The sequence below is a fragment of the Arthrobacter roseus genome (assembly GCF_016907875.1).
Taxonomy (GTDB): Bacteria; Actinomycetota; Actinomycetes; order Actinomycetales; family Micrococcaceae; genus Arthrobacter_J; species Arthrobacter_J roseus.
The window spans coordinates 2,066,768-2,093,293 of record NZ_JAFBCU010000001.1; the positions used below are offsets into that span (position 1 = coordinate 2,066,768).

Below are 26,526 nucleotides of genomic sequence, written 5' to 3' on the forward strand. Positions count from 1 at the left end.
GGCGACGCACGGCGGCGGTTGTCCGTTGAAGCCGTCAACCGACGTGCCGTGATTAGATGACTCCATGAAAAGACTATGGGGAATACTTGCCGTTGGCGTTCTAGCTTTATCCGCGTGCAGTTCGACGGAGGCCGAACCGACAGAAAAGGTGCCAGCGGAAACAACGGAATCGACCAAGCCAGCCGCTGCTCTGGAATCAGCATGCACCGACGCATTAGGGGATTCGGAATCTGCTGACCTGCCAGGCGTCAGACTGTTGAGCGACGGCTCACTCATGTTTGTCACGTATATGTTGGACGGTGAGCTTCCCACTGCAGGCACGGTTCTCTACTCGGTCACCGCATCGAGCAAGGATGGCAACACTGCTTATCAGATGGGATCGAAGTTCCAAGACGGGCAAGAGGTTGCCAACTTCGTCTATGACATGGGCTCGGCAACTCAAAAGAACATCACCAACGGTGTGACGGCGGTTGATGGTGAGGTTGCCAGCCGTTATGCGTTGGGTGATCTTGAAGGATTGGGCGACGATTTTGAGTGGTCCGCGTCGGTCACCGTGGATGGAACAGACGTGGACCGTTGCCCTGACGGCGACGGAAAGACACAGTTTCCCAACAGTTAGGCGCTAATTACTGACAGGGACCACACCGCGAGGTTTGGTCCTTCCTGTTAGGCGTCGCCGAGGTATTGACCTTTGGCGGTGGTCGATGCGAGGACGGCTTTGATGGTGGAGGCATGCCACTTGGTGCCACCGCGTGCAGTTGTCACGCCCCCAGCCTCAAGGGTGGCACCGATCGTCCGCAGACTGGACCCGCTGGTCTGCATGTTGACGATCCGGTGGACCAGTTCGGCGGGTAGTTCCCGTCGCCGTCCGACGTGTACGCCTTCGGCTCTCCGTTGGGCCATTCCTTCTTTGGTGCGCATGCCGATTAGTTCGCGCTCATACTGTGCGGCTGAGGCGAGCACGTTTGAAGTGAACCGTCCGGCAGGGTCGGACGTGTCCACGTTCGGGGACAGCATGACCATGCCCCAACCTTTACGAGTCGCCCTGTCCATTAGCCCGGCAAAGTCGCTTACCGACCGGCTCACGCGGTCGATACGTGTGGACAGAAGAAACTGTGCATCCCCTTTGTCGAGTCGATCGAGTGCGGATTGCAGGCCGGGGCGTTTCATGTTTTTGGCGCTGAGTCCTTCGTCGGCGACAACCTCCACTGCCCATCCCCGGCGTTCCGCTTCATCGGTGAGGGTGCGCCGTTGTGCTTCAAGGCTTGCCCCGCTGTCCGCTTGTTCAATGGTGCTGACGCGGACGTATGCCAGGGCGAGCGGCTTCGCTTTTGTGGTGGTCATGTACCTACCGTACACAAAGCGAGCCCTTTGTGTACAAGTTTAGAGTCAATCGTGTTGTCTGGTTCGGTGTTGCGGGTGTTGCTCTTGTTGCTCGGTCATACTGCGGAGCGCGTCAAGCGCTCCCGCAATGTAGGCGCGCTGTGCCGTAGTCGCTTCCAGCTGTCCGGCGTCGATTTGCTCGAGTACCCGCTCTAGCGCTTCTGCCGTGGTGGCGTTGGCACTCGTGACGACTGGGACCAGGATCGGCCCCTTTCGCTCGCTGTTAGCTCGTGTCATGGCCAAACATTACCGCGAGCACTGCCCGCCTGATAAGTTCCAGCCATGAGCAGGGAGAAAAAAGACACGGGTTTCGGCGAGGTGACATTCGAGGAAGTGCAGGCGTTCCGCAACTCTTCCGAAGAGTCGCAGTTCCACTTACTGCGCGCGTGCCGCGCGCACCTCTCCCAACTGCAGGAGTTAGGCCAGTTTTGGAGGTCGTGCAGTGTTGTAGTCGCGGTTGTCATTGCCCTGGGTGCGATCACCGCAGCTATTGATCCGGGCACTGAATCCACGATTGGCTTGTGGGTCTTCGGTTTCGCAATGGCTTCGGCCATCGTCATAAGCGTTGCTTCCCTGTCGGATCACCTGACGCGGTCGCCGCTGATTACGGCGCTTCGCAGTCGCATAGCCGCATACGAGGACGTTCTACATGCGCCAGCGATTCAACGGAAACCAACGGGCTGGCTGTCGAGACTGTCCGCTCGGCTGCGTTGACCGAGGGGGAAGGGGCCTCCCCGCGTGCGCGTGGCCGCCCCGCTAGTCCTTAGCCTTTTCTTGTTTGAACGGTTCAAACCTTTTTTCTGATCAGCCTGCTTACTGTTTCACCTTGTCTGGCCTGATAGTCGGTTCACATCGGGTGGAACATTCTATGTTGCGTTACTGCGGGGCAGGGCCAGCCCGAAAGCTGGCCCCACACCACGGATCGCCGTCTAGTGGCGGTGCAGGTCGTCCGGTATCGCTTGCAGCTCGGCCGGTTCGCTGTAGTACGCCGGGGCCGGTACGGCCCTTGCGTCGCGGTCCAGGGCTGCAGCCATGTCAAGACGGTTCAGCACGTCAGACTCCCAGCCTTCCGGGTCGAGTCGGTGGACGCGCCGACCGTCAAAGTCCAGGTAGGTGCCGTACGCGGCGTCACGGTCCGCCCACACTTCACCTATACCGTCCGGGATGGAGGTATGCGGTAGCGCCGTCAGCAGGAGATCGAACTCAGTGTTGGACGCCTCCACTGTTTCGGCCAGCTTCACCAGCTCGGCGCGTGTGGCATCCGCTATCCGGTCAAGGATCACCTGAATGTCGGACGCCTCCATGAGCGGGGACCGCTTGTCACGGAGCCGCAACTCAAAGTCGCCGGTTCGAGCTTCTTTCAGTTCGCCACGAGCGGTGTCTAGCTGTCGTTGGACGGCTGTTGTGATGGCGGCGGCCGCGTCAGCTGCAGGGCTGGCCGCTGCGATCTGTTCGACGGTAACCGACGTGTCACCTTCCGCGAGTCGGTCCGGTAGGCTGTCGGCGAAATGTCGGGCCTCGACTGCGGCAGCGCTCGCCTCAGCGAGCCGGGCCTGTAGGTCGCTGATCTTCTGTTCGATTGCCTCAGCGGCGGTAACAGTTTTCTTGGTCATGATGATGAACCTTCCGATTGTGTTTTGGTGGACGGGGTCGCGTCCCCCGGTGGTGCTGTTTTCTAATGCGAACCGTTGGCCCGCTGTGTGCCGTTCTAACGGCACGAGAGATAGATGGATAGACATGCACTCATGTTTGTGGTAAGGAGTAGCCCTGACCCCTATAGCGAGGCTGTGAGGATACGTGCCGGTTTGCTGGCCATATCAGCTTGGATCGTGGGCGCTGTTCGCAGTGCCTCCGGCGCCTGCCAAACCGTCGGCAACCCGTACTGCATCCCATAGACACTCTCGAACAGGGAGCGGTGCTTTACCGGCCCCCGCATGACCGTCCCCGCTGGCGGCTCATAGGCCGCCCGCATGTAACGTAAACGCAGGTTCGTTGACCTGCTGGCCGGCTGCATATGGCCGGGGCGAACACATGACGGGTTCTCACAAATATGGTCCAGGTCAGCATCCGGCAGCGGCAGCCCTGCGACGTTCGCCCACGCCCAACGGTGCGCCCTATACGTTGCGCCCCGATTGCCCCATGATCCATAACCGCGCACCTTCGAGCCCGTCCACTCCCAACAACCCGTTTCCCCATTGCCACGAACATATGAGAAAAACAAGTCCATCGGGTTCTTGTGCGTTGGCGGCGTGGCCGTGGAGCCGTGGTCACGCAAACGCCTCCAATGCAACCGACACAGGTCTAAAGCGTGGTGTTTGCGTTCGCAATCTTCCAGACTGCAACGGCGATCTAATGGTGCGGACATGGTTGATTCCTTTGGTATGAGCCAACGCGCCAGCGTTGGCCTTCAGTGTTTGCTGTGGCAGGGCTGACGCCCTGCCAGCCAAGACCAGAAAATGGGTTCAGACGTAGCAACTGGGTTGACTAGTTGACATGTCAGTACGTCGTGGCCGTGACGGGATGACATTGCCTTGACCAGAACAGAACCGGGACAGGAAGCGAGGCGGAGCCTCGCACTGCCTTGACCAGAAATTCGGGCGTCGGGCGCCAGCCCGTAAGGCCGGTTCTTGCCTTTTGATTGGTGGCGGCATCGACTTATTAACATTGCTGCCATGGCTCAGGGGTGGAATGGGACCCCGGGCACTCTCGCTGACGCTTCGTGCCCGGTCCTTTGCCACCATGGAGCAGGGGCAGTAGTAGTTACTTATATAGGGAGAAAAAACTGTTTGGTGTTCACCATGGCGGCGACCCTCCGCTGTCGATTGGAGGGTTGGGGGGCCACGGTGTGTCAGCTGGGTAAAGTTTGGCCCAGCCGACGAATTCGGCGGGATTGTCAGGCGCCTGTCGTCGCGGCCAAGTCAGCCAGTGATCTGACGTTCTGCGGGCGCTCATTGGGTAGTCGTAGCTGGTCAGGTAGCCCGCCTTTCGGGCTGACTTCCAGTGGGCCTGAACGGTCCTTGTGGTGGTTCCCGTTTCGGATGCGATTCTTGCCCGACTGATGCACGTCCATCCGGTCGTGTCGGCGTGGTCGATCATCACGGACAGAGTTCTGACGCCCTTCTTGAGTTCGGATTTGTTCAATTCCCGGCGCATGGTTTCCGCGTCGAAGTGGTGCGGCGCCTGTAGTCTGGCGGCGCGGGTTGCCGTTGTCAAGCTGCCTGCCAGAGCACGGTTAGTGGGTCTAGTTCGGGTAGCGTGCATGCGATCCCGGCAGGGTGTTTGTCGGCGCTCACGTAACCTTTACTGCGGAGTTCACCCAAGGCCCTGCCGATTTCGGCGGGGTCGGTGTCGAACCTGCGTGCCATTTGGCTGATAGTGGTTTGAGAAACTGCGTCGCGGCGAAGTTCCCTCGCCAGTTCGATGCCGACGGATCGGGCCTTGTCGCTCAGGTTGCGGCTCGCTTGCACAGCGGTTTTGTACTGTTGGCGGGAGACGATCCCGGTGGGGTTCTCCCAGATTACTTTCGTCATGCTGCGGTGTCCTCTTGCTGCTCGGCGGGGTGTGTGAGGGCGTGGCTTCCACCACTGCCCGTTGCGTAAATGGTTGCCGGGTGTTCGGCGAGCCAACCGGTTTCTTTGAGGTCTTCCACTGCGTCCAGGATGGTCTGCCTGTTGTATCCGGTGGTTTTGTTCAGGTGCCGGGTGTTGGCGTAGGAGACGGGCGACAGTCCGGTGACTTTGTGGGCGATGGTATGGGCGACCGTGTGGGCGTACACGTCAAGTTGGGTGTCTGCGGTGACGCCTGTTAGCCAGTTGTCGCGGTAGCGGTTCATCGTGTCACCGCCACGGTTTCGGCGGTTTTGCGTGTGCGCCGTTTCAGGATGCTGGACACGTTTTGTGGTGTTGTGTCGAATCGTTCGGCTAGTGCTGACATGGTGACGGTGCCGGGTTTGTAGGTTGCGCGGATGGTTAGGACTGCGTGGTCGGTGATGGTGGATTGTGGGTGGTGTTCGCCGTTGAGTGCTGGCATGGGCGCGCCTTTCTGTTGGTGTTTGTTGCAGTGAAGGTCAAAAAGATGGAGCAGTGAGGCAACCCAGCTCCACACTGGGTGGCACTTCGCTACTCGTTTCCTGTCTTGACTTATGGGAGCCGTCAGGCTCCCCCGTGGTTTAACATGTTGGTTTGGCAGTCATCGCTTCATCTGCTGCCTTGCCCAGTTGTCCAATTCGTCCAGCCTGTATCTGACGCTGCCGAAGAATTTCGCATACGTCGGGCCGTCGTGGACATGGTTGGCGAGAGTTTTCGCTGAGATGCCCAGATATGTGGCCGCGTCCTTCCGGGATAGCCAGATGTTGCCGGTGATCCCTTGGGCGGTTGTCGGGTCGATGACGCTGGCTAGATCGTCTGATGGGCGAATGATGGGACTGCCTTTCGTTGGATGCGTTAACGCAAAAAGGCAACCAAAGACCGCCTATGGGTCTTCAACTGCCTTCTATGCCTCTTGGTAAATTCAGTTATGCAGGGCTGGAAAGTCAAGTCCAGCCTAGGAACCCAATATTGTACCATACGCTTGACGGTTCAGTCCTCTGAGGCCGTCGAAGTATTACAAGTAGTTTCTTTTGCGCGTTGACACTCCCATGATTGCGCTGTCCCATTATGGCTCCTGCTAAACTTAGACGATGACTGTCTACGATTCCCGTAAAGAACGGCTGTCCGCTGGTATTGGTTCGCCAAGTAAGCCGTGGGTTGCCGACTTCCGGCTACCGGGTGGTGGCAGGAAACGAAAACCTTTCCGACTCAAGAAGGAAGCGGAAGCCTATGAGTCGGCCGAGCGCTCGAAGATCAACGCCGGATCTTATATTGATCCTCGGTCAGCGGAGAAGATGACGGTTGGCCAGTTGTATGCGGACTGGATGCAGCGCCTAGTCACTGCGGGCGCTCGCGGCCGGAAACCTATTGCCGCGTCGACGCAACACAACTATGAGAAGAACTGGGCTAGACACATCGCTCCCCAGTGGGAGCACACGCCGGTATCAAACGTTCATCACAGGGAGGTTGCCAGATGGGTGGCTGGCATGGATTTCAGCCGAGCAGTCGGCTCTGGTGCGAACACGCGGCGCCGTGTCGCGCTGATGTTTGGACGGCTAATGAACCACGCGGTTTACTTGGAGCTGCTATCTAGCAACCCGGCCAAGGATGCAACGGGACGTGCTGAGTACGTTCCTGCCGCGTCCGTGGTGAAACAACACGTCTACTTGACCATGCCAGAGCTTCAAGCCTTTGCGGCGCGCTGTGAGCCGTGGGAGGACCTAATCATGTTGGCCGGGACCACGGGTCTACGGTGGGGCGAAATTACGGCGTTGAGGCACGGCGATTTCAAGACTGTCACCCAACCGAACGGGACGGAGGCGACTAGCCTCCGGGTTGCGCGAGCTTGGTCTAACGATGGTTCCAAAGTTGTTGAGTCGACGACTAAGAGCGGTGAGACCAGGACCGTTCCGGTCCCGACCAAGGTTGCGCAAATGCTGTCGAACAGACGCGAAGGTAGCGGCCTGCTATTCCAGTCACGACATGGTGCCCAACTGCATCACAGTAACTTTGCTTCGCGGATACTCAGACCGGCAGGCGCTGGTATGGACACTCCCCCGACGTTCCACGATCTCAGGCACACGGCTGTGAGCCTGATTCTAGCTAACACTGGAAACGTGAAAATGGCGCAGCGTATTGCTGGCCATAAGGACGCCACGATGACGCTCAACGTGTACGCGGAACTGTTTGAGGGTGATGCTCATATTGCTGCTGATGCCCTCGACTACTTGATAAGGTAGTTGCCGGGTTGTTGTCCGTTTGCGCGGGCAGCAACTGTCCGGTGACAGTCCATTTATTTAGGAGTGGACAGTAACCGGACAGTAAAAGCCCGAACGCCTCGGTAGCTCAGCGGATAGAGCAGGAGCCTTCTAATCTCTTGGTCGTGGGTTCGATTCCCGCCCGGGGCACAAGATACGCCAGCGTTCCAGAATACAGCCCGCAAAACGTCACGTCGGGCTGTTGAATGTCACCTGAAGTTCAAGGCGGTGCTGACCAGAAGCATCCTGACTGTAAATTGCTTTCCCCGCGATGCCTGCGAGTTCGTCCGTGCCGGAGCCCGGGATGATGTGGCCTGAACTTGCTGCTGCGGTTCCTTCGGCCAGGCCCCAGTGCTGAATGATCATTGAGCCAGTGAGACCATCCACGGTTCCTGAGAAGATTTCAGAGGCAACATAGCCTGCGCCGTGCGGGTTGCCCGCCATGAGCAAGTCCGCGGTACTCGCTCCGCGGATAGCCCCCTCAAACTGCTTGACGACCCTCACCTTCGAGAGCTCACTGTTCGTTCCCTCGACCTCATAGGCCTCGGGTTGCCAATCCGTAATATCAAAATCGGCATCGATCGTACGTTCGTCTGCATCACTCATGCACAACAGTATCCCGGTTAACCTCCGGGATTGCATGCTGGGACATCACGGCCGGTAGCCTTTATGCGGTGCCCCGTGGGAAAGCGTCCCCGGCACAGCATCCCTAAGGAGCCCGTTGAGCATGATCACGAGCCAGTCAGAGCCGCTGATATTCCGGCACCGGAAAAGTACCCTGTGGGGCGCCTTCGTGCTGATGCACGTCGTGTCCCTGCTCACGCTTCTTCCGTTGATTGTCAACGGACAAGTCCTCAGCGATATCCGGTTCTACCGCGAGTGGGCCTACCTCGGTCTCGACGACGGGGTATGGCAGGGAATTAGCAACGACTGGGTTTATCCGGTGGCCGCATTGCTACCCATGCTGCTGGCAACTGTTTTCGGATCCTATCTCTATCAACTCGGCTGGTTCGCTCTCTTCACCGCACTCAACGCGGTGGGCTTGACCGTTCTGACCGACCGCGGACGGCGAAAGGACCGCTATCACGCGGCATATTGGTGGCTGCTGGCGACCGCGCTCCTGGGACCCGTTGCACTGGGACGAATCGACGGACTCACAGCACCCATGGTCATTGCCGCTCTCTTGCTCCTCGGAAGCCGTCCCATCATGGCTGCGGCGCTCCTGAGCTTGGCCACATGGATCAAGGTATGGCCCGCCGCCGTGGTCCTCGTAGCCCTGACCGTCTCCCCCAAGCGCATCAGGCTGCTGCTCACTGGTTTTGCTGTATCAGTGCTCATCACCGCGTTTGTGGCCGTCAACGGGGGCATCAAGTATCTGCTCAGCTTTATCAGTGCGCAGGGCGACAGAGGGATGCAGTTGGAGGCACCCTTCACCACGCCAGGATTGTGGCAGGCCATCACGGGCGGGGCAGGTGCATACATCTATGAAGACAAAGACATCAATACCCGTGAAGTCCGAGGGGCTCTGGGCGAGCCGGTGGCGACGCTGATGAGCCCGCTGTTATTCCTCGCGGTCACCGCCGTCGTCGTCCTCTTGTTCTGGGCTCTACGCCGCGGCGTAGAAGTGGAGCGGCTGATCACCATCGGTTCATTAGCTGTAGTTAGCGCCATGATTGTCTTCAACAAAGTCGGTTCACCGCAGTTCATGCTGTGGCTAGTGGCCGTAACCACTGTTGGGCTAGCGATTGAAGGCGGCCGATGGAAATTCCCCGGCGTGACCATGCTCGCGATTAGCGCGTTGACAACTCTTGTCTACCCAATATTTTACGCTGAGCTGTACAACGAGTTGAATCCGTGGGTCGCGCTCTTGCTGACGCTACGCAACGGCCTGGTCGTTGCCCTTTTCGTGTGGGCTGTGGCCATGCTCGTTCGGTTGGCGCGCGCGTCCTCGCCTAGTCGAGTTGGCCAGGAGCAGGCTCACTGAACCGCTTGCGGAAGAGGGCCTTGGTTTTAGGGTCAAGGAAAATCAGGTAGAGCGCAAACGCGATCGCCACCCCCGCCGCAATATTCCGCGCCATGGTAAGGCTGAATTCAAAGTACGGGAAAATGTCGAGCTGGTCGGTGATGGCATAGACCATGAAGAACGACACGATGAAGTACATCGTCTTGATCTGCCAGTCATTGCGTATTCCCGTGACCGCGAACAAGGGAATGAGCCAGACAAGGTACCAGGACTGTATCATCGGGGCCAGCAACACTATTGCGGCAAACGCCAGGGTGAGTCGGCGCACTATCCGGCTGTAGTCTCCACGGAACATGAGCCAGAAGATGATCCCGACGGCCGCAATTTTTCCGGCGTCGTGAATGAGCCGGCCGAAGAACCATCCGTCGAAACCGACGGCATCACCGAGCGTTGCTACAACGAGGCCCATGAAACCGACCGGCGCGTACCAAATCCAGACGCTGCCTGGAGTACTCAATGCCCCAACCCAGCCGAATCCGAATCCGTTGATCCATCCCATCACTGCGAGCAGTGCCAGGGACAGAGCGGCCGTCAATGCCCAGAAGACAAACTTCCTGCCCCAACCTGCCTTATTGCCAGCCCAGAGCAATCCGAGAAACGGAAGAAAAATGATGGTGATCGGTTTGATGGCGATTGATAGCGTCACCACGATTATTCCCAGGATGGGTTTGCGCGTGGCCGTCAGATATAGACCTGCCAGCGCGAGTCCGATCATGAGGGCATCGTTGTGGATGCTGGCGATGAAGTTGGTGAGGAACAACGGATTTGCTGCAGTCAACCACAGGGCGCGATTAGGGTTGATGCCGTGGAGCTCGGCCAGTTTTGGAACATAGTAAACACTGAGAAGTACGCCGATGACCGCGATCAGACGAAACAGGAGTATTGAAAACTCCGGTTGGCCTCCGGTCAGCAGTACGACACCTTTTTCCAGCCACAGAAACAACGGTCCGTAGGGCGTTGGACTCTGTGCCCAGAGGTCATCGGCACCGGTCTGAAGGTAGTTGGAGATCTGGGAGTAGCCATCCACATAGGGGTTAAGACCACTGATCATGACCTTGCCCTGGGCTATGTAGGCAAAAACATCGCGGCTGAACAACGGAAGGGCCAGGCAAAGGGGTGCACCCCAGGCAGCTACGGCCTTGAGGACCACCGACCTACTGCCGGGCCCCCAGTCGTTGTTGATCCTCTGCCCCAGCCTCAGCCACGATCGCACCAGTAACATCCCGCCCAGCGCAAGGACAACGACGGACGCGGCAGCACCAGCAGGCTCAAATCGAAGCCACATGATGAGCGGGATTCTGCGCAGCTCGATCGATGCCAGGGAAAGCCAGCCCACTCCGAAAGATCCGAGCATCATCAACAGCGATCCCACGAACCCCTGAATGATTGCCACACCGGGACGGTCCATAGTCGGTTGGTCGACTTTCAATGATGCCGGCTCGGCCTGCGGGACCTGGGCAGTCATCTGGGCTGTTTCCAATCTCTGGATTACTGGGCGGGTCCTGCTGCACCCGGCCCACGACGCGGGGCGCGTGAGCGGTCTGGGGAAGCCCTGAACGCTCTCAAGATCTTAGCATCGCAGGCGGATGCTACATCGGTTCTATAGAGGACTGACATCTAGGATCAAACCGCCGCTGCACTTCCGCAGATAAGTGCTCGCGGCTGCATAAACTGGATCCGATGTTCCGATGACACAGGCCGTCGTCGACACTCTTGGGCATTGGTATGGAAAGGGCACTATGGGACGCCATAGCGGACAATCTCAAGTGGAGAAGCACCGAGACGGTTCGCTGCTGGCATGGGGGCTTTTCCTTGGATGCGCAACGGTTACTGCGGCTGCGATGACCGGCTTGGACCTTGTCAGTGCAGGGCTAGCCGGCGCAGGATTAGTGGCGATCTTTTCCGTTCTGTGGATTTTCTCGCTTCGATCACGGCAGGACGGGTGACTCTCGCGGTACATTGGACCCGTGCCAATTTCACAGGAAAACATAGTCTGGATCGATTGCGAGATGACGGGGCTGGACCTCACCGCAGATGCGCTCATTGAAGTCGCAGTGCTGGTGACAGACTCGGAACTGAACATTCTTGGTGACGGGGTGGATGTAGTCATCAAAACTGACGACGCCGCTGTGGCCCAGATGGGCGACTTCGTGCGGACCATGCACACAACGTCGGGCCTGTTGGACGAGCTCCCCGACGGCGTCAGCATGGCGCAAGCCCAAGACATGGTCCTGACGTACATCAAGCAATGGGTACCCGAACCCAATAAGGCACCGCTGGCCGGAAACTCGGTGGGGACGGACCGAAACTTCCTGGCCCGCGATATGCCGGCCGTTGTGGAACACCTCCACTACCGGATCATTGATGTGTCTACCATCAAAGAACTCTCGAGGCGCTGGTACACCCGGGCGTATTTCCAGTCACCGGCGAAAACCGGCAATCACCGGGCGCTTGGCGACATCCGCGACTCCATCAATGAACTCCGGTACTACCGTGATGCCGTTCTCGTTCCGAAGCCGGGGCCGGACTCCGCCACGGCAAAGAAAATAGCTTCCGCACTATCCGATTAGTTTGACCGGTTCGGTTCCGACTCATGGCCAGTGTCCGCTGGCCTCAGAAAAGCATGTAGACTCGTATGCGCTGCCTTGAGTACGTGAACGGAAGCGGTTCCGCTAGCGCGTAACCATCCGATCACGAAGACAAGGCACATGGTGGGTATAGCTCAGTTGGCAGAGCGCCTGGTTGTGGTCCAGGAGGTCGCGGGTTCAAGCCCCGTTACTCACCCCATGGGAATTGGCGGCATGAGCCGGATATTCCGCAGAGGCCGCCCGGATTTTAGTCCAAGGCGGCCTTTTTTGTTTCAATGTGATCTAACTATTTCCTGGCGGTCTCGCTGACTAGACCCGACTGATAGCGGAGGTACAACGGCATGGAACGTAACTTTTTCGAGGAAGACCACGATCTTTTTCGCGAAGTGGCTCGCGAGTTCAACAACCGCGAAATCGCCCCCAAGTACGCAGACTGGGATCGGAATCACATGATGCCTCGTAGCATGTGGACCGCTGCTGGTGAGCAGGGATTACTGGGTCTTGCCGTACCTGAGGATTTTGGCGGCATGGGGATGACTGATTACCGATTCCGGGCGGTTATGGACGAGGAATTCGCCCGGAGCAACCATCTTGCGGTCGGCCTTGCCCTGCACCTCCACGATGACATGGTGCTTCCACATCTCCTGGCGTACGGTTCAGATGAGCTGAAGGAACGCTGGCTGCCGCCTATGGTGTCCGGCGAGAAGGTCACCTCAGTAGCCTGGACAGAACCAGGCGCGGGCTCCGATCTTCGTGGCGTTCGGACCAAGGCTGTTCGCGAGGGCGATGACTATCTCATCTCGGGTCAGAAGACGTTTATCGGAAACGGCATCAGCGGCGATGCGTCTTTGGTTCTGGCACGCACAGACGGCAGCACCGGACGAGGCTCCGCGAAGTCCTTCTCTCTATTCATGGTGGAAAAAGCAGAGGGCTACAGCACGGGCAAGCAACTGGACAAGATGGGCCTCAAAGCCTCAGACACCGCCGAACTGTTCTTCGACAATGTACGGGTGCCGGCCAGCAACCTCGTCGGTGAAGAAGGCAACGGACTGAGGTACGTCACGGAGCAACTGCCACAGGGCCGCCTCGCGATCGCTGTGGCGTCGTCGGCCGTCGCCCGGGCAGTTTTTGACGCCACCGTCACCTACACGAAAGAACGCAATGCGTTTGGGGAACGGGTGGTGGACTTTCAAAATAGCCGGTTTGCCCTCGCCGACATCCGGACTGAAGTCGAGGTCACAGAATCTTATGTGGACCAGGCGATGCTTGCGTTCAACGAGGGAAAGCTCGACGCCGCCTCGGCCTCTCAAGCAAAGTTGTGGGCCAGCGAAAGAGTGAAGTCGATCACGGATCGCTGTCTACAGCTTCACGGCGGCTACGGATACATCCTTGAATACCCCGTTGCCCAGGCGTACCTTGCGTCCCGGTTGCTCACTATTTTCGGTGGAACGAGTGAGATCATGCGCGAGACTATTGGCCGTGACATCGCCCGTTGACCGGGTTGCTACTGAGGAGAATGAGCGCACTATGACTGTACGCGCCGTGACCGTGACCGGGGAACCTGTCCTCCATCGTAGGGCTGAAGAGGTTCTAGAGTTCAACGATGAGCTCAGGCAACTCGTCAATGACATGTTTGACACCATGGACGCCGCCCATGGTGTGGGGCTGGCTGCCCCACAGGTTGGTGTCGGTCTGCGACTGTTCACGTATGACTCTCCACATGAGGACGAAGCGCCGTCGCGAGGCGTGGTGATCAACCCTGTTCTGACGTTGTCTAAAATTTCCGGCGCTGATCCTGATGTCGACGACGAGTCCGAGGGCTGCCTGTCAGTTCCCGGGTTGAGTTACCCCCTGAAGCGGGCTGGTTGGGCCCATGTGAAAGGGTTCGACGCGGACGGAAATCCATTGGAGTTTGAAGCGACTGATTGGTTCGCCCGAGTGATTCAACACGAGTTCGATCATCTGGACGGCAAATTGTACGTTGACCGGCTGAATGAGAAATGGGCTAAACGCGCCCGCAAGCAAGTGCGTGCCGAGGGATGGGGCATTCCATCCCTGACCTGGTTGCCAGGAGTCGACCCCGACCCATTCGGTCACTAGAGGCCACACATCACACAGGGGTGAACAGATACACATGGGTGGGTAATTTCCGGAGTTCGGAAGTACCCACCCATGTGTAGGTACGAGGTTAGACAGGGACCGCGTCGAGCTCGATAACCCGCGGATAGGCCGGCGGATTCACATGCGCCATCTCCTCCAAGACCCTGACGACCTGGCAACTGTAGCCGAATTCGTTGTCATACCAGACGTATAAGACGGCATTCTTATCCGTGCAGATAGTTGCCAAACCGTCAACGATGCCGGAACGCTTTGACCCCACAAAATCTGTGGAAACGACCTCAGGCGAATCGATGTAATCGATCTGCTTATGGAGTTCCGAGTTGAGCGACATATCGCGAAGGTAGGTGTTCAACTCCTCCTTGGTTGATCCATTAGCCAGGTTCAGGTTGAGGATGGCCATGGAAACGTCCGGGGTTGGAACGCGGATGGCATTTCCGGTGAGCTTGCCAGCGAGCCCGGGAAGCGCCTTAGCGACAGCTTTAGCAGCTCCGGTTTCGGTGATCACCATGTTCAGGGCAGCCGAACGTCCACGTCGATCACCCTTGTGGAAGTTGTCAATGAGGTTCTGGTCGTTTGTGAACGAGTGAACGGTTTCGACGTGACCATGGACGATTCCGAATTTGTCATCAATCGCCTTGAGCACTGGCGTGATCGCGTTCGTGGTGCACGACGCCGCAGTGACGATAGCGTCCTCATCCGTGATGGTTCCGTGGTTGATACCGTGCACAACATTTTTCAGTGCGCCCTTGCCCGGAGCGGTCAGTAGTACGCGTTTTACGCCAGGGCACTCGAGGTGCTGCGACAGGCCTTCTTCATCGCGCCAGCGACCGGTGTTGTCCACCACAATCGCATCCCTTATGCCATAACCGGTGTAGTCCACCGTTGAGGGATCGTTTGAGTAGATGACCTGAATAAGGGTCCCATTTGCCAGAATGGTGTCGTTGTCCTGGTCAACCGTGATGGTCCCCTCGAAGGATCCGTGAACGGAGTCACGGCGAAGAAGCGATGCCCGCTTCACCAAATCGTTGTCAGACCCCTTGCGCACAACAATGGCACGCAGTCGGAGACCATGGCCGCCGCCAGAGTGGTCAATGAGAATTCGAGCGAGCAGACGCCCGATTCGTCCGAAACCGTAGAGAACGACGTCCGTACTGGTGCGCTCGTCAGCCCCCCAGCGTCCGGTGATGTCCTTCAGCTCGTCTTCGAGGAATCCCTCCAGAGAGCGCCCAGTTCCCTCCTGACGGTACTTGATGCAGAGTTTGCCAACATCAATAGACGCCGCACCGAGATCAAGCTTCACAAGCGCTTCGAACAGGGGCAGCGTTTCTTGAACGGGCAGTTCTACGTCGTTCAGGTGCCGTGCAAAGCGGTGCGCCTTGAGGATGCCGATCGCTGACTGGTTGATCAGGCTTCTGCCATGAATCGAGGTGACCACGTTGTATTCTCGGTACAAACGGCCGATCAGCGGGATCATTGCTTCGGCGATGCCTTCCCGGCTCATCCAGGTATCAAGACAATCGTCTGACTTCAGCGTCACAGATTTTCACTTCCTTTGGTTCAGCCGGTAACTTCTTCGTAGCCGGTTGGTTCCGCCTCGCACAATGAGCATCGGCGTCGCCCACACTGGGCACGGTAGGTTTCGCAGTCCATCCCGTTCCAGGCTCAGAACAGTGAGACTCAATACTCCATTCTATTCGCTGCAGGGCGTGCTTGCAGCCGGGCAGTGGAGAGATGGGCCACAAAGGAACCTGTCAGGACTCCTTGATGCACCGTCGCAGATCTTCGGCGGCCACCTCCCGCAGACGCCGCAGGTCATCCAGCCGGTGATCATCGATGGAGCCCTTCCGGTGATCTTTCTCAGCTTTTTCGAGCTGCCGCTGGGCTTCCTTAAAATTGCTCTCTGCCATTTCAACGAATGATGGAGTTTCCATGGATCCAGAATGGTCCTGAACGGGAACAAAGTCCAGTATTCAGCGCGGTGCCGGTGATGCTGAGCTTCCGGTGTCGGCAGGGGGGTCGGGCTCCAGATCTTCAAGACGTTTGACGTTTCGAAGTTTCCCGAAGATCGCAGTCAGCGGTGCCATTGCGGCCACGATCACACCAACGAGAACTGCGTTTTTGACTCCTATGACCTCAGCAAGTCCACCAGCTATGATTCCGGCTATTCCCAGCATGCCCCAGCTCACCATCCGAGTGGCTGACCCAAGTCGTCCCATCATCTCCGGGGGGCACACTCTCTGCCGGAAACTCGTGGCCATCACTATATTCCAGGCCACCGCGATTCCCATGATGAAGAGGCCAGCAACGCCGATGATCATTCCTGTTCCCGGGGTCATGAACAGCAGCGTGGCGTAACCACAAACAGCTGGAACCATAGACCATCGCCAGAGCGGGCCGGAGCCGATTTTCTCACTGACCCGTTTGACAGTGATGCCTCCGATGGCGCCGCCGACGGAGGCTGCGGCCATCAAGATGCCAAGCCAGATCTCAGACTCGTTGATGACTCGGACGATGAGTAGAACCAGCAAAGAGACGATGATGTTACCGCCAAGATTCCACAGGGCGGCGTTGAACAAAAGAGCACGCAGTGGAGCAGTTCCGAACGTGTACGAGAGCCCCTCGCGCATTTCATGGAGAATCTTGCGCGGTCGGATCTCACGTTCCGGTTCGCGTACTTTCAACGACGAGATGGCCACGATGGACACTACTGACGTCGCGACCTGGGCGAGAACAGAATTGGACGCACCCACCGCAACCGTCAACGCACCGGCCGTACCCCTGCCGGCTGCGTCGGCTGATGCTGAAGACGCAGTGAGGATTCCGTTGCCTTCCACCAACTCATCTTTGGAGACAGCCTGCGGTACGAGTGCATGCTCTGCCAGGGCAAACGACACCGCGGAGAGTCCGACGACGAAAGCCACCAGATAGAGCTGCGCGACGCTGAGTTCACCCAGCCAGTAAGCAACCGGCAGCGTTGCCAGCGCGGCAATTCTTAAAAGCAGCGATCCAACGATGATGGGTTTGCGTTTCAACCGGTCAACCCAGACACCGATCGGTAGTCCGAACAAGAGCCACGGAAGGAACGTCATTCCGGCCAACGCCGCGACTGCAAAGTTACTGGCGTGGAGCTCTACCGCGGCGATGATGGGCAACGCTACGGATGTGATCGCGCTTCCGAAGATTCCAACCGTTGCGGACAGCCATAAGGCCCGGAAATTGGCGTTCCGGACAAGCAGCGGCTTCCGGGTCGTCTTCGTCTCGGTCATTGAATCAGCTTAACCTGAACTCCCGGGCGGAAGTTACGCGCATCACATGCCTGTGGATTAGTGGGATGGGTTGGTCTGTAAGCCGGGTCCTGTCATCCGCGCGGGTCACCCCGGCGGAGTAGCGATCATCCATCTGGAACCGCCGTTGCCGACGGTCTCGAGCAGCCTACCCAGACACTCAGGCGGGCAGCCTTCGAACGTGTCCTGTCTGGCCTTGCTCCAAGTGGGGTTTACCTAGCTTTCCCGGTCACCCGGGAAACTGGTGGTCTCTTACACCACCCTTTCACCCTTACCTGCTGCCGACCCTACGGTAGATGGCAGGCGGTTTCTTTTCTGTGGCACTGTCCTGCGGGTCACCCCGAGTGGGCGTTACCCACCACTTTGCCCTGTGGAGCCCGGACTTTCCTCGGCGGCTGAATCCGCAAAGATCCGCCGTCGCGATCACCCGACCAACCCATCCCCGGTCAGTATACTGCCCTGCTGACTGCGCGCCCAACGACCGATAGGACGGCAGCTCCGGCGGGTAGGATCAATTGGTGCTCATTCTGCTTCCCCCCTCCGAAGGCAAGACGGCCCCGGTCGACGGCGACCCAGTCAATGTGGCCGGGCTTGCGTTTCCGGAACTCGCGGGCCCACGACGAAGCGTCCTCAATGCCCTTGAAAAGGTCAGTGCAGACCCGGAGGCACTGACCATGCTCGGCGTGGGTCCGTCGCTGGCTGACGAGGTCAAGCGGAATATCAGTATCCGGAGTCAGCCGGTTGCGCCTGCCAACGAGGTTTACACAGGAGTGCTCTACGAGGCATTGTCCTTCCGAACGCTCACCGGCGAACAGCAGGCGGAAGCGCGTAGCTCCATCCTCGTCATTTCAGCGCTGTGGGGAGCCGTCAGATTTGATGACGACATTCCGGCCTACCGCCTGTCCATGTCGGCAAAGTTACCCGATCTTGGAAGGCTGGCAAGCTACTGGAAGCGCAGCCTCGGATCGGTGCTGGACGAGCGATCCGAAGGAGAGCTCCTTGTCGATTGCCGTTCTAGTACCTATGCCGCGGCGTGGGTACCACCGATGGAGCGAACGGTCACGGTAAACGTATTCCAGGTGCGCGATGGCAAACGAACCGTCGTCTCGCATTTTGCCAAGCACACCCGCGGAGAGTTTGTCCGTCAGCTTCTTCAGCGAAACGGCAAAGCCCCGGAGACACCACACGAACTTGCGGAAGTGGCAGCTGAGCGATGGGACACTGAACTTGTTGCTCCGCAGGGCACCAAGTCCTATCGCCTGAACCTCGTGCTATCCAGCCGCTGAGACACCGTACTGTCTAGTCCGCGACGATCTCAATTTCAAAGCCGTCCTCATTCTCGAGGTACGCAGCGTAATGATCAGCACCACCGGCATGCGGATGCTTATCAGCGAACATGAGCGACCAGCCGTGACTGGTGGCGCGACGGGCGAGCAAGTCCACTTCGTTCCGGTTTCCGCCCCTGAACGCTAGATGGTTCAGACCAGGAAGACGACGTCGGTGTGCCTCGCTTTCGACGTCGGTGCCGCTCTCGATCACGATGTACTCGCCGGCGCCGTTCCACGCTGCACCACTGGACCACGATGTGCCTCGTTGATACCCGAGCCGCTCCAGCATCCATCCAAGGCTGGATTCGGCCACCGAGAAGTTATTCACCCATAGTTCCACGTGATGGAAGCGCCCCGTGGCTGCTCGGCTGGGCTTATCGCGGGTCACCTCTGGTTCTGTTGCCGTTGCCGTTGCCGTAGGAGGTGGCCCTTTGGATGTCGGCGTCCAGTCTCGGCCCGCTTCGCCGGCATCCATGGCCTCATTGGACAGCCTGTCTGCATCCTTGTTTTTTTCGCGGGGTATCCACTCGTAGCGGACGCGGTGCGGGTTGACCGTCGATCTGGCCTCCGTGGCGAGCTTCCGCATGTCCTCGTGCTTGATTTTCCAGCGTCCGCTCATCTGCTCGACAGCTAGTTTTGAATCCATCCGCACCAGAATCCGGCAGGCTGAATCAATGCTGTCAACGAGCTTCAGGCCAGCAACGAGACCGGAGTATTCGGCAACGTTGTTCGACACCTTGCCCAGATACCGTGCCTCTTCAGCGATTACTTTTCCGGTAGATGGGTCCCGGACGAGAGCGCCGTAGCCGGCATGACCCGGATTGCCGCGGGATCCGCCGTCGGTCTCGACGATGAGGTATCGCTTTTCGTCTTGGGGGGAATCCTCGGCCAGAACCTGGCCGGTTTCAAATAATGCATCCGCTGCCGAGCCCACGGGCCTAGTTGCCCCAGTCTTCAGAGCGGACCAGAATGCAACCCGAGTCCGGGCACATGACCACATCGTCGGGGTTTGCTTTACGAATATCGGCAAGGTCACCGGGACTCAGCTGCATACCGGAGCCCTCTGACCGGCCATGGAAGAGCCGAGCCGCCCCGATGCCACGGTGGGCCATTGATTTTTCGTACACCGCGAGGAGGGATGGATCAAAGGTAGCGGCGCACTCGTCCCGCTGTCGCAACAGATCGTTGCGCTCGACCTCAATCTCAACGAGTTCGGCGTCGCGTTTTTCTTCCAACGCTGTCAGCTCTGTCGTGATGGTCTCGACTACATCCTGATCCCGTCCCTGTTGGGTGCGGCCCGACTCAAGACGTTCCATAACTTCCAGTTCGGCATCCTCGAGGTCAATCCGCCGCTTCTTCAGGGACTCAACTTCGTGCTGCATCGCTGAGAGGTCCTTGGGGTTTCCAGCACCGCTCTCTAGCCTCGATTGGTTCCGCTCCAGTCGAGTCACGACCGTTGCGACGTCGTCTTCTGCGCGGGTAAGCGCGCGTGTCGCGTCCGAGACTTCGGTGTCGGCGGCAACCATTTGGCTGTTCGCTGCGGCAAGTTTGCCCGCAACAGAGGCGATCTCCGGATTTTCTGTCACGTTCCGTGTGCGACGCTTCAGTGACGTCAATTTGGAATCGATTGCCTGCAAGTCCAGGAGCTTGAGTTGCTCGGCTGCCGGTGCTTTAACCACTAGATACCTCCACATTATGACCAAGCCATGACGGCCGCGGCTCCCCCAGCCTATGACAACGAGAAGCCGGACGTGTAGTCACAACCGCTCTCCTGTTGGATCAACGCCCTAGCTGGGCGTCAGAACAAAATCCCAAGGATCAGTGTTGACGGTGCTGACACGCGTTTCCACGTCGAATCCCTGATCGAGCAGCACGTTCCGGAGTGCAGCTGCAGCTGGTGTAAGCCACAGCCATTCGCTACCGAAATGCGAGACGTCAATGAGGTAGGGCCGCCCACCCATGGCGGCTTCACGAGCCTCCGACGCGGGGTGATGACGCAGGTCCGCGGTGACGAACACGTCAGCTTCGGATTTCTGGACCTCGTCGAACAGGCTGTCCCCCGCTCCACCGCAAACAGCTACTCGATTGACGATGGCATCTTTGTCTCCTGCAACCCGCATCCCTCCCGCGACCGCGGGCAGAAGCTTGAAAACGGACTCAGCGAACTCTCCCAGGGTGAGGGCCTTCGCCAGAACGCCAACCCTGCCAATTCCCTCTTCCGGGAGCCCGTTCGGAGCCTGAGCCAACGGTTCCACGTCCTGTAAGCGCATGGCATCTGCCAAAACATCGGAAACACCACCAACGGCGCTGTCGCCGTTGGTATGAACTGTCACGAGTGCGCACTGAGATTCGATCAACCGATGGACTGCCCGCCCCTTGAAGCTAGTGGAGGCTACGGAATTGACGGCCTTCAGTAGCAGGGGGTGGTGAGTCACCAGCATGTGGGCACCCCATGCCACGGCCTCTTCAATGACATCAAGTGTTGGGTCAACGGCGAAGAGGATCTTCTGTACGGTTTTGTCCGGGCGGCCCACCACCATGCCAACGGCATCCCATTCTTCGGCCAGCGATTCTGGCCACAGTTCTTCAATAGCCAGCAAGACATCGCCAGCGGACGGGGTGTGCGGTTCGGCGATGTGTTCGTCGTCGTCCTGGGGCTCCGGTTCAGATTCCATAGCCTATTTCTACCCTGCGTCGGCCCTGGTGTTCCAATCAACAGGCATCGGTAGCTTGTTCAGGAATCAAAGAGGCCGTCTTTGCATTGTTAACTGTCATGATGACATTTGTTTTGGGCGGAGGCTGTTTCTGGTGCCTCGACGCCGTTTACCAGCAAACTCGTGGTGTGACCAGTGTGGTCTCTGGCTATACGGGCGGGAACACGCCGAACCCTACGTACGAATCAGTGTGTTCCGGCACTACCGGCCACGCGGAGGTGGTGGTGGTCACGTTCGATGAGGAAGTTGTGCCATCGGAGGTCATTCTCGATATGTTCTTCACCACCCACAACCCCACAACGCTCAACCGTCAGGGATACGACGTCGGCACGCAGTACCGGTCTGCGATGTTCTATGAAGACCCCCTGCAGAAAGAAATATTCGAACGCGCCGTTGAACGCGCCCAAGAACACTGGGCAGATCCGATCGTTACCGAGGTTGTGCCAGCCACGCGCATCCATGTGGCCGAAGACGTGCACAACGATTTCTACCAACGCAGGCCCGAAGTGGGTTACTGCCAAGTCATTATCGACCCCAAGCTTGCCAAAGTCCGAAAGTATTACTCCCAGTGGCTTACTGCCTAGAAGGCACAACAACCGCTGGATAAAATGGCCGCACTTCACATATTGATTCAGAGGCAGGATTACATGGCACGTATATACGACGACGTTACTCAAATTGTGGGCGGTACCCCGCTCGTGCGACTGAACCACTTGACCGAAGGCCTCGACGCTGAGGTGGCCGTGAAACTGGAATTCTACAATCCAGCCAACAGCGTGAAGGATCGTATTGGCGTTGCCATCGTCAATGCTGCCGAAGCGTCCGGCCAGCTCAAGCCTGGCGGCACCATTGTTGAGGGAACGTCCGGGAATACGGGAATCGCGCTGGCCATGGTTGGCGCTGCCCGCGGGTATCGGGTCATTCTGACCATGCCCGAAACCATGTCCACCGAGCGCCGTGTCATGCTGCGTGCCTATGGTGCGGACATAATTCTGACTCCTGGTGCTGAAGGCATGAGCGGAGCAGTCGAACGGGCACAGCAGATCGTCGCGGAGACGGACAACGCTATCTGGGCCCAGCAGTTCGCCAACGAAGCCAACCCAGCCATCCACAGATCAACCACTGGTGAAGAAATCTGGGAAGACACAAATGGTGAAATCGACATCTTTGTTGCCGGCATTGGTACTGGTGGAACAATTACCGGAGTGGGTCAGCTGCTCCGCGAGCGTAAGCCCGGAGTTCAGATTGTGGCGGTGGAGCCCAAAGACTCTGCCATCCTGACCGGTGGCGCACCTGGACCCCACAAGTTGCAAGGCCTCGGCGCAAACTTTGTTCCCGAGATCCTCGACACGGACATCTATGACGAGGTCTTCGATGCGCCATTGGAGGAATCGATCCAGGTGGCGCGAGACCTAGGCCGACGCGAAGGCATTCTCGGGGGTATCTCATCCGGTGCCATTGTCTGGGCAGCACTTGAGCTGGCGAAGCGGCCGGAGAATAAGGGCAAACTGATTGTTGCGATCGTCTGCGATTTCGGCGAACGGTACATTTCGACCCTGCTCTACGACGACATCCGCAACTAACGTTCTTCGCCGCATAGTGACTGCGGCAACCCCTAGCCTGGACGAGGAGTCCCGTGACCCTATTTGGCGCGTCGTTTGCGCGGCTGCAGGAAGACCTTGAGACCGCGCGCACCCACGATCCTGCGTCGCGGGGCCGCGTTGAAGACGCACTGTCATATCCGGGTCTGCACGCCATCTGGGTGCACCGGCTGACTCATCGTATGTGGGCCAAACCGGGCCTGCGGACAGCGGCGCGCGTTCTGTCCCAGGTAGCCAGAACCGCAACAGGTGTGGAAATCCATCCAGGGGCAACTATAGGGCGGCGCTTCTTCATTGACCACGGCATGGGGGTGGTCATCGGTGAGACGACTGAGATCGGTGACGACGTGATGATGTACAACGGCGTTAATCTTGGTGGGCGGTCGCTGGCCAGGATCAAGCGGCATCCGACGATCGGGAACAAAGTCATGATCGGCGCCGGTGCCAAAATTTTAGGACCAATCACTGTTGGCGAGGGAAGTGCGGTGGGCGCCAACGCCGTCGTCGTCAAGGACGCCCCCGCTGATTCCATCATCACCGGGATCCCAGCGACCTGGCGACACCGGGACAGCCGGCGCGAAACCCAGCCGGCTGTTGATCCGGCCGTCTATGTGGACCCGGCCATGTATATCTAGGCCGGGCCCCATCGGTGGAGCCTAGTGAGTGTCCGCAGCCTCGACTTCGGATAGGTCGCCGCCCCATAGTGTGTGGAACGTGCCTTCCTTATCGTTGCGCTGGTACGTGTGCGCACCGAACAGGTCTCGGAGCCCCTGGGTGAGTGCTGCGGGGAGTCGCTTGCGACGCAGAGCATCGTAGTACGCCAGTGACGATGAGAACACAGGTACGGGGATGCCCAGCTGAACGGCGGCGGCAACCACCCGTCGCCATGCGGGCACTGCTGCTCCGATTGCTTCGGCGAACGCAGGCGCAAACAGGAGGTTCGATGGTTCACTACCACTGGCGTATGCCTTGGTAATGTCATCAAGCAGCTCAGCCCTGATGATGCAACCGGCCCGCCAGAGTTTGGCTATCTCATCGAGTTTGAGTTCCCAGCCGTATTCCTGGGCTGCTCCGGTGAGCATGTCCAGTCCCTGCGCGTAGCTGACCAGTTTCGAGGCAAAGAGTGCCTGCCGAACGTCCTCAACGAAGTTCTCCGGCAGTTCGACGTCAACCTCGTGTCCGGCGAGGAGCTCCTGGGCTTCAGCGCGCTGGCTGCGCTGTGATGACAGTGCCCGAGCAAATACGGACTCCGCAATCCCCGAGACAGGCGAGCCGAGCTCCAATGCGGAGACCACGGTCCAACGGCCGGTTCCCTTCTGCCCTGCGGAGTCCACGACAACGTCGATGAACGGCTTACCTGTTGCGGGATCCTCATGCCTGAGCACTTCTGCCGTGATTTCAATCAGGAACGACGACAGCGGGCCGGAGTTCCAGTCGGTGAAGATGTCAGCTTGGCGTGCTGGTTCGATACCTGCCCCGTGACGCAGGAGGTCTGAGGCTTCACCAATGACCTGCATATCGGCGTATTCGATGCCGTTGTGCACCATTTTGACGAAGTGGCCAGCGCCATCGGTTCCTATCCAGGTGCAGCAGGGCTCGCCGTCGTACGTTGCGGCGATCTTCTCCAGCATGGGGCCGACTGAGTCATAGGATTTGCGTGAGCCACCGGGCATGATGGACGGTCCTAGCAACGCGCCCTCCTCTCCCCCGGATACGCCGACGCCAACAAAGTGAATACCCGATTCGGCGAGTGCGGCTTCCCGCCGGCGGGTGTCGGCAAAGTGAGAGTTACCGCCGTCGATAATGATGTCATCGGTGTCCAGCAGCGGCGTCAGCTGCTCGATGACGGAATCCACCGGTGCTCCCGCCTTGACCATAAGGAGCACGCGGCGTGGTTTTTCCAGTGAATCAACTAATTCCTCGAGCGAGTCTGCACGAACGAAATCGCCCTCGTTGCCGTGAGCCTCCAGCAATGCGTCCGTTTTTGCTGCTGTCCGGTTGTGCACGGCAACGGTGTATCCGTTTCGAGCCAGGTTTCGGGCCAGATTGGCCCCCATCACGGCGAGTCCTGTGACTCCTATTTGTGCGCTCATGAACATTTCCTTTCGTCATGGGTAAGGACCACACTATTGCCCGGAGCGCAGGCGTGGCTATTGTGACCGTTCCGCCGATAGACTGGTGAAATTATGAGTTGTTATACCTCCGTCCTTGAGCTTTTCAGTATCGGCATCGGCCCGTCTAGTTCGCACACCGTCGGCCCCATGCGCGCCGCCCTGTTGTTTGCACATCAGTTGAAGGACAAGGATCTGCTGCCCCGCACCGCAAGCGCGCGTGTTTGGCTGTACGGTTCCCTGGGTGCCACTGGTATTGGCCACGGGACCCCGAATGCGATTCTGGCGGGCCTCGCAGGTTTCAGTCCCGAAACTGTTGATCCAATGGTCCCCGGCAAGCTGGCAACCACCCTGGCCGGTGCGGGAACACTGGAGTTACTCGGGGCGCAATCGATCTCCATGTCCCCCAGAGACATCATGCTGGAACCGCGGACGGTCCTTCCGCGTCATCCCAACGCCATGAAGATTTCGGCTTTCGACGCCGACGGTGCTGAAGTCCTCACCGAGACGTACTTCTCGATCGGCGGTGGGTTTGTTGAGGTGGACTCAGACACTGCGGTCAGCGACCCCACCCCGGCCTCACCGGCAGCCGAGCTGCCCTATACCTTCCAGTTTGCGGATGAACTTCTGGAAATCTGCAAGCGTGAGAATCTTTCAATCTCCGACGTCGCGTGGGCCAATGAATGTGCTCTGCGGCCGGAGGATGAGGTGCGGCGCGGCATCGACGCCATCTGGAACACCATGCGCGAGTGTGTGGAGGCAGGCCTGTCCGTAGGCGGAACCCTTCCCGGCGGCCTCAGAGCGCGACGTCGGGCGGCCGCTATCGCAGCACACCTTGAGGCTGTCGCCGATGAGCGGGAAACGTCACTCGAGTGGCTGCAGGCGTTCGCAATTGCCGTCAATGAGGAAAACGCGGCTGGCGGGCGCGTAGTAACGGCGCCCACGAATGGTGCAGCCGGCATCATCCCAGCGGTTATGCACTACTTTGACCGGTTCATTCCGCAGGACCCGGAAACGAAGAAAGACAACATCCGGCGCTTCCTGCTTGTGGCAGCCGCTATCGGATCCCTGTACAAAGGGAACGCCTCGATCTCCGGCGCTGAGGCTGGTTGCCAGGGTGAGGTGGGGTCCGCTTGTTCCATGGCCTCTGGCGCCCTTTGCGAGGTCCTCGGCGGGACCCCAGACCAGGTGGAGAACGCTGCAGAGATTGGCATGGAGCATAATCTAGGCCTGACCTGTGATCCCGTTGGAGGGCTCGTCCAGCTGCCATGCATTGAACGCAACGCGATTGCTGCGGGGAAGGCTGTTGCTTCCGCCCGCATGGCTCTGTATGGAGACGGGCAGCACATCGTCTCCCTCGACACCGTCATTGAAACCATGCGCCAGACTGGCCGTGACATGTCCAGCAAATATAAGGAAACGTCCGAGGGCGGTCTTGCTGTCAACGTGATCGAGTGCTGAGCCAGGATTACGTTTTGCCGTAGGTTTCCGGTAAAGTAATTCATCGTGAAGTTCAGCGGAAACGCTG

The 26,526-nt window shown here is 58.7% G+C and carries 30 protein-coding genes, 2 tRNA genes and 1 other RNA gene; 15 read left to right on the plus strand and 18 right to left on the minus strand.

Annotated elements, in window-relative coordinates; genetic code table 11:
* The first annotated feature begins 64 nt into the window (after nt 1-64).
* Nucleotides 65-619, plus strand: coding sequence for a hypothetical protein (locus JOE65_RS10050; protein WP_205163037.1), 555 nt, complete (start codon nt 65-67; stop codon nt 617-619).
* Between the two features lie 47 nt (nt 620-666).
* Here JOE65_RS10050 and JOE65_RS10055 read toward each other — a convergent pair whose 3' ends face one another.
* Together JOE65_RS10055 and JOE65_RS10060 are read right to left on the minus strand one after the other, a co-directional pair.
* A complete protein-coding gene (locus tag JOE65_RS10055) occupies nt 667-1,344 on the minus strand; it encodes a recombinase family protein (RefSeq protein ID WP_205163038.1) in 678 nt (225 codons plus the stop codon).
* 45 nt (nt 1,345-1,389) lie between these two features.
* Complete coding sequence (locus tag JOE65_RS10060; RefSeq protein WP_205163039.1) at nt 1,390-1,620, minus strand: hypothetical protein; 231 nt, start codon at nt 1,618-1,620, stop codon at nt 1,390-1,392.
* A gap of 45 nt (nt 1,621-1,665) precedes the next feature.
* On the opposite strand from JOE65_RS10060, the gene JOE65_RS10065 reads away from it, so the two are divergent.
* Nucleotides 1,666-2,097 (plus strand): hypothetical protein, encoded by a 432-nt coding sequence (locus JOE65_RS10065; protein WP_205163040.1) that lies wholly within the window; start codon nt 1,666-1,668, stop codon nt 2,095-2,097.
* Nucleotides 2,098-2,312: 215 nt separating this feature from the next.
* Here the strand turns inward: JOE65_RS10065 and JOE65_RS10070 are convergent, their stop codons facing one another.
* From JOE65_RS10070 to JOE65_RS15625, 6 genes are all read right to left on the minus strand, one after another.
* Nucleotides 2,313-2,996 (minus strand): hypothetical protein, encoded by a 684-nt coding sequence (locus JOE65_RS10070; RefSeq protein ID WP_205163041.1) that lies wholly within the window; start codon nt 2,994-2,996, stop codon nt 2,313-2,315.
* Nucleotides 2,997-3,157: 161 nt separating this feature from the next.
* A complete protein-coding gene (locus JOE65_RS10075) occupies nt 3,158-3,748 on the minus strand; it encodes an HNH endonuclease (RefSeq protein WP_205163042.1) in 591 nt (196 codons plus the stop codon).
* A gap of 844 nt (nt 3,749-4,592) precedes the next feature.
* Entirely contained in the window at nt 4,593-4,913 is a 321-nt protein-coding gene (locus tag JOE65_RS10080) for a hypothetical protein (protein ID WP_205163043.1), read from the minus strand.
* A complete protein-coding gene (locus tag JOE65_RS10085; protein ID WP_205163044.1) occupies nt 4,910-5,215 on the minus strand; it encodes a hypothetical protein in 306 nt (101 codons plus the stop codon). Before JOE65_RS10085 ends, JOE65_RS10080 begins: the two co-directional genes overlap by 4 nt.
* Nucleotides 5,212-5,412 carry a hypothetical protein gene (locus JOE65_RS10090; RefSeq protein ID WP_205163045.1) on the minus strand — a complete coding sequence of 67 codons (201 nt, stop codon included), beginning with the start codon at nt 5,410-5,412 and terminating at the stop codon, nt 5,212-5,214. The genes JOE65_RS10085 and JOE65_RS10090 overlap by 4 nt, the downstream gene beginning before the upstream one ends.
* A 159-nt stretch (nt 5,413-5,571) precedes the next feature.
* Complete coding sequence (locus tag JOE65_RS15625; RefSeq protein ID WP_205164143.1) at nt 5,572-5,802, minus strand: helix-turn-helix domain-containing protein; 231 nt, start codon at nt 5,800-5,802, stop codon at nt 5,572-5,574.
* Between the two features lie 259 nt (nt 5,803-6,061).
* Between JOE65_RS15625 and JOE65_RS10100 the strand changes: the two genes are divergently transcribed.
* Both JOE65_RS10100 and JOE65_RS10105 read left to right on the plus strand, forming a co-directional pair.
* Nucleotides 6,062-7,210, plus strand: a complete 1,149-nt coding sequence (locus tag JOE65_RS10100; RefSeq protein WP_205163046.1) for a tyrosine-type recombinase/integrase — start codon at nt 6,062-6,064, stop codon at nt 7,208-7,210.
* A gap of 95 nt (nt 7,211-7,305) precedes the next feature.
* A tRNA-Arg gene (locus JOE65_RS10105) sits at nt 7,306-7,378 on the plus strand.
* A 39-nt stretch (nt 7,379-7,417) separates the two neighbouring features.
* On the opposite strand, the gene JOE65_RS10110 is transcribed toward JOE65_RS10105, so the two are convergent.
* Complete coding sequence (locus JOE65_RS10110; protein WP_205163047.1) at nt 7,418-7,834, minus strand: DUF3224 domain-containing protein; 417 nt, start codon at nt 7,832-7,834, stop codon at nt 7,418-7,420.
* Between the two features lie 121 nt (nt 7,835-7,955).
* On the opposite strand from JOE65_RS10110, the gene JOE65_RS10115 reads away from it, so the two are divergent.
* Nucleotides 7,956-9,212: a glycosyltransferase family 87 protein gene (locus tag JOE65_RS10115; RefSeq protein ID WP_205163048.1), complete on the plus strand. Its 1,257-nt coding sequence runs from the start codon at nt 7,956-7,958 to the stop codon at nt 9,210-9,212.
* Here the strand turns inward: JOE65_RS10115 and mptB are convergent.
* Entirely contained in the window at nt 9,181-10,716 is a 1,536-nt protein-coding gene (mptB, locus tag JOE65_RS10120) for a polyprenol phosphomannose-dependent alpha 1,6 mannosyltransferase MptB (protein WP_205163049.1), read from the minus strand. The genes JOE65_RS10115 and mptB overlap by 32 nt on opposite strands.
* A 223-nt stretch (nt 10,717-10,939) precedes the next feature.
* On the opposite strand from mptB, the gene JOE65_RS10125 reads away from it, so the two are divergent.
* The 5 genes from JOE65_RS10125 (at nt 10,940) to def (ending at nt 13,939) form a co-directional block, all read left to right on the plus strand.
* The gene (locus JOE65_RS10125; RefSeq protein ID WP_205163050.1) at nt 10,940-11,197 is read left to right on the plus strand and encodes a hypothetical protein; all 258 of its coding nucleotides are present in this window, start codon (nt 10,940-10,942) and stop codon (nt 11,195-11,197) included.
* Nucleotides 11,198-11,218: 21 nt separating this feature from the next.
* On the plus strand, nt 11,219-11,821 hold the full coding sequence (gene orn, locus JOE65_RS10130; RefSeq protein WP_205163051.1) for an oligoribonuclease: 603 nt from the start codon (nt 11,219-11,221) through the stop codon (nt 11,819-11,821).
* Between the two features lie 141 nt (nt 11,822-11,962).
* Nucleotides 11,963-12,038, plus strand: a tRNA-His gene (locus tag JOE65_RS10135).
* Between the two features lie 142 nt (nt 12,039-12,180).
* A complete protein-coding gene (locus tag JOE65_RS10140) occupies nt 12,181-13,335 on the plus strand; it encodes an acyl-CoA dehydrogenase family protein (RefSeq protein ID WP_205163052.1) in 1,155 nt (384 codons plus the stop codon).
* Nucleotides 13,336-13,366: 31 nt separating this feature from the next.
* Nucleotides 13,367-13,939: a peptide deformylase gene (gene def / locus JOE65_RS10145; protein ID WP_205164144.1), complete on the plus strand. Its 573-nt coding sequence runs from the start codon at nt 13,367-13,369 to the stop codon at nt 13,937-13,939.
* An 88-nt stretch (nt 13,940-14,027) separates the two neighbouring features.
* Here def and JOE65_RS10150 read toward each other — a convergent pair whose 3' ends face one another.
* From JOE65_RS10150 to rnpB, 4 genes are all read right to left on the minus strand, one after another.
* Nucleotides 14,028-15,497, minus strand: a complete 1,470-nt coding sequence (locus tag JOE65_RS10150) for a glyceraldehyde-3-phosphate dehydrogenase (protein ID WP_205163053.1) — start codon at nt 15,495-15,497, stop codon at nt 14,028-14,030.
* A 214-nt stretch (nt 15,498-15,711) separates the two neighbouring features.
* The gene (locus tag JOE65_RS10155) at nt 15,712-15,891 is read right to left on the minus strand and encodes a hypothetical protein (RefSeq protein WP_205163054.1); all 180 of its coding nucleotides are present in this window, start codon (nt 15,889-15,891) and stop codon (nt 15,712-15,714) included.
* 39 nt (nt 15,892-15,930) lie between these two features.
* Nucleotides 15,931-17,226: an MFS transporter gene (locus tag JOE65_RS10160; RefSeq protein WP_205163055.1), complete on the minus strand. Its 1,296-nt coding sequence runs from the start codon at nt 17,224-17,226 to the stop codon at nt 15,931-15,933.
* Between the two features lie 62 nt (nt 17,227-17,288).
* An RNA gene (rnpB, locus tag JOE65_RS10165) (RNase P RNA component class A) lies at nt 17,289-17,683 on the minus strand.
* 79 nt (nt 17,684-17,762) lie between these two features.
* Between rnpB and JOE65_RS10170 the strand changes: the two genes are divergently transcribed.
* Complete coding sequence (locus tag JOE65_RS10170) at nt 17,763-18,530, plus strand: peroxide stress protein YaaA (RefSeq protein WP_205163056.1); 768 nt, start codon at nt 17,763-17,765, stop codon at nt 18,528-18,530.
* 13 nt (nt 18,531-18,543) lie between these two features.
* On the opposite strand, the gene JOE65_RS10175 is transcribed toward JOE65_RS10170, so the two are convergent.
* The 3 genes from JOE65_RS10175 to JOE65_RS10185 all read right to left on the minus strand — a co-directional run bounded on the left by JOE65_RS10175 (nt 18,544) and on the right by JOE65_RS10185 (nt 21,247).
* On the minus strand, nt 18,544-19,506 hold the full coding sequence (locus JOE65_RS10175; protein WP_420827501.1) for a reverse transcriptase-like protein: 963 nt from the start codon (nt 19,504-19,506) through the stop codon (nt 18,544-18,546).
* A 4-nt stretch (nt 19,507-19,510) separates the two neighbouring features.
* Nucleotides 19,511-20,251, minus strand: coding sequence for a CT398-like coiled coil hairpin domain-containing protein (locus JOE65_RS10180; RefSeq protein WP_205163058.1), 741 nt, complete (start codon nt 20,249-20,251; stop codon nt 19,511-19,513).
* 108 nt (nt 20,252-20,359) lie between these two features.
* Nucleotides 20,360-21,247, minus strand: a complete 888-nt coding sequence (locus JOE65_RS10185; protein WP_205163059.1) for a Nif3-like dinuclear metal center hexameric protein — start codon at nt 21,245-21,247, stop codon at nt 20,360-20,362.
* A 98-nt stretch (nt 21,248-21,345) separates the two neighbouring features.
* Here JOE65_RS10185 and msrA point away from each other — a divergent pair, with 98 nt between their 5' ends.
* From msrA to epsC, 3 genes are all read left to right on the plus strand, one after another.
* Nucleotides 21,346-21,870 carry a peptide-methionine (S)-S-oxide reductase MsrA gene (gene msrA / locus JOE65_RS10190; protein WP_205163060.1) on the plus strand — a complete coding sequence of 175 codons (525 nt, stop codon included), beginning with the start codon at nt 21,346-21,348 and terminating at the stop codon, nt 21,868-21,870.
* Nucleotides 21,871-21,933: 63 nt separating this feature from the next.
* Nucleotides 21,934-22,869 (plus strand): cysteine synthase A, encoded by a 936-nt coding sequence (gene cysK, locus JOE65_RS10195; protein WP_205163061.1) that lies wholly within the window; start codon nt 21,934-21,936, stop codon nt 22,867-22,869.
* 53 nt (nt 22,870-22,922) lie between these two features.
* On the plus strand, nt 22,923-23,522 hold the full coding sequence (gene epsC / locus JOE65_RS10200; RefSeq protein WP_205163062.1) for a serine O-acetyltransferase EpsC: 600 nt from the start codon (nt 22,923-22,925) through the stop codon (nt 23,520-23,522).
* A 21-nt stretch (nt 23,523-23,543) separates the two neighbouring features.
* On the opposite strand, the gene gndA is transcribed toward epsC, so the two are convergent.
* Nucleotides 23,544-24,980, minus strand: a complete 1,437-nt coding sequence (gndA, locus tag JOE65_RS10205; RefSeq protein WP_205163063.1) for an NADP-dependent phosphogluconate dehydrogenase — start codon at nt 24,978-24,980, stop codon at nt 23,544-23,546.
* 93 nt (nt 24,981-25,073) lie between these two features.
* On the opposite strand from gndA, the gene JOE65_RS10210 reads away from it, so the two are divergent.
* Nucleotides 25,074-26,459 carry an L-serine ammonia-lyase gene (locus JOE65_RS10210; protein WP_205163064.1) on the plus strand — a complete coding sequence of 462 codons (1,386 nt, stop codon included), beginning with the start codon at nt 25,074-25,076 and terminating at the stop codon, nt 26,457-26,459.
* Nucleotides 26,460-26,526: the final 67 nt, after the last annotated feature.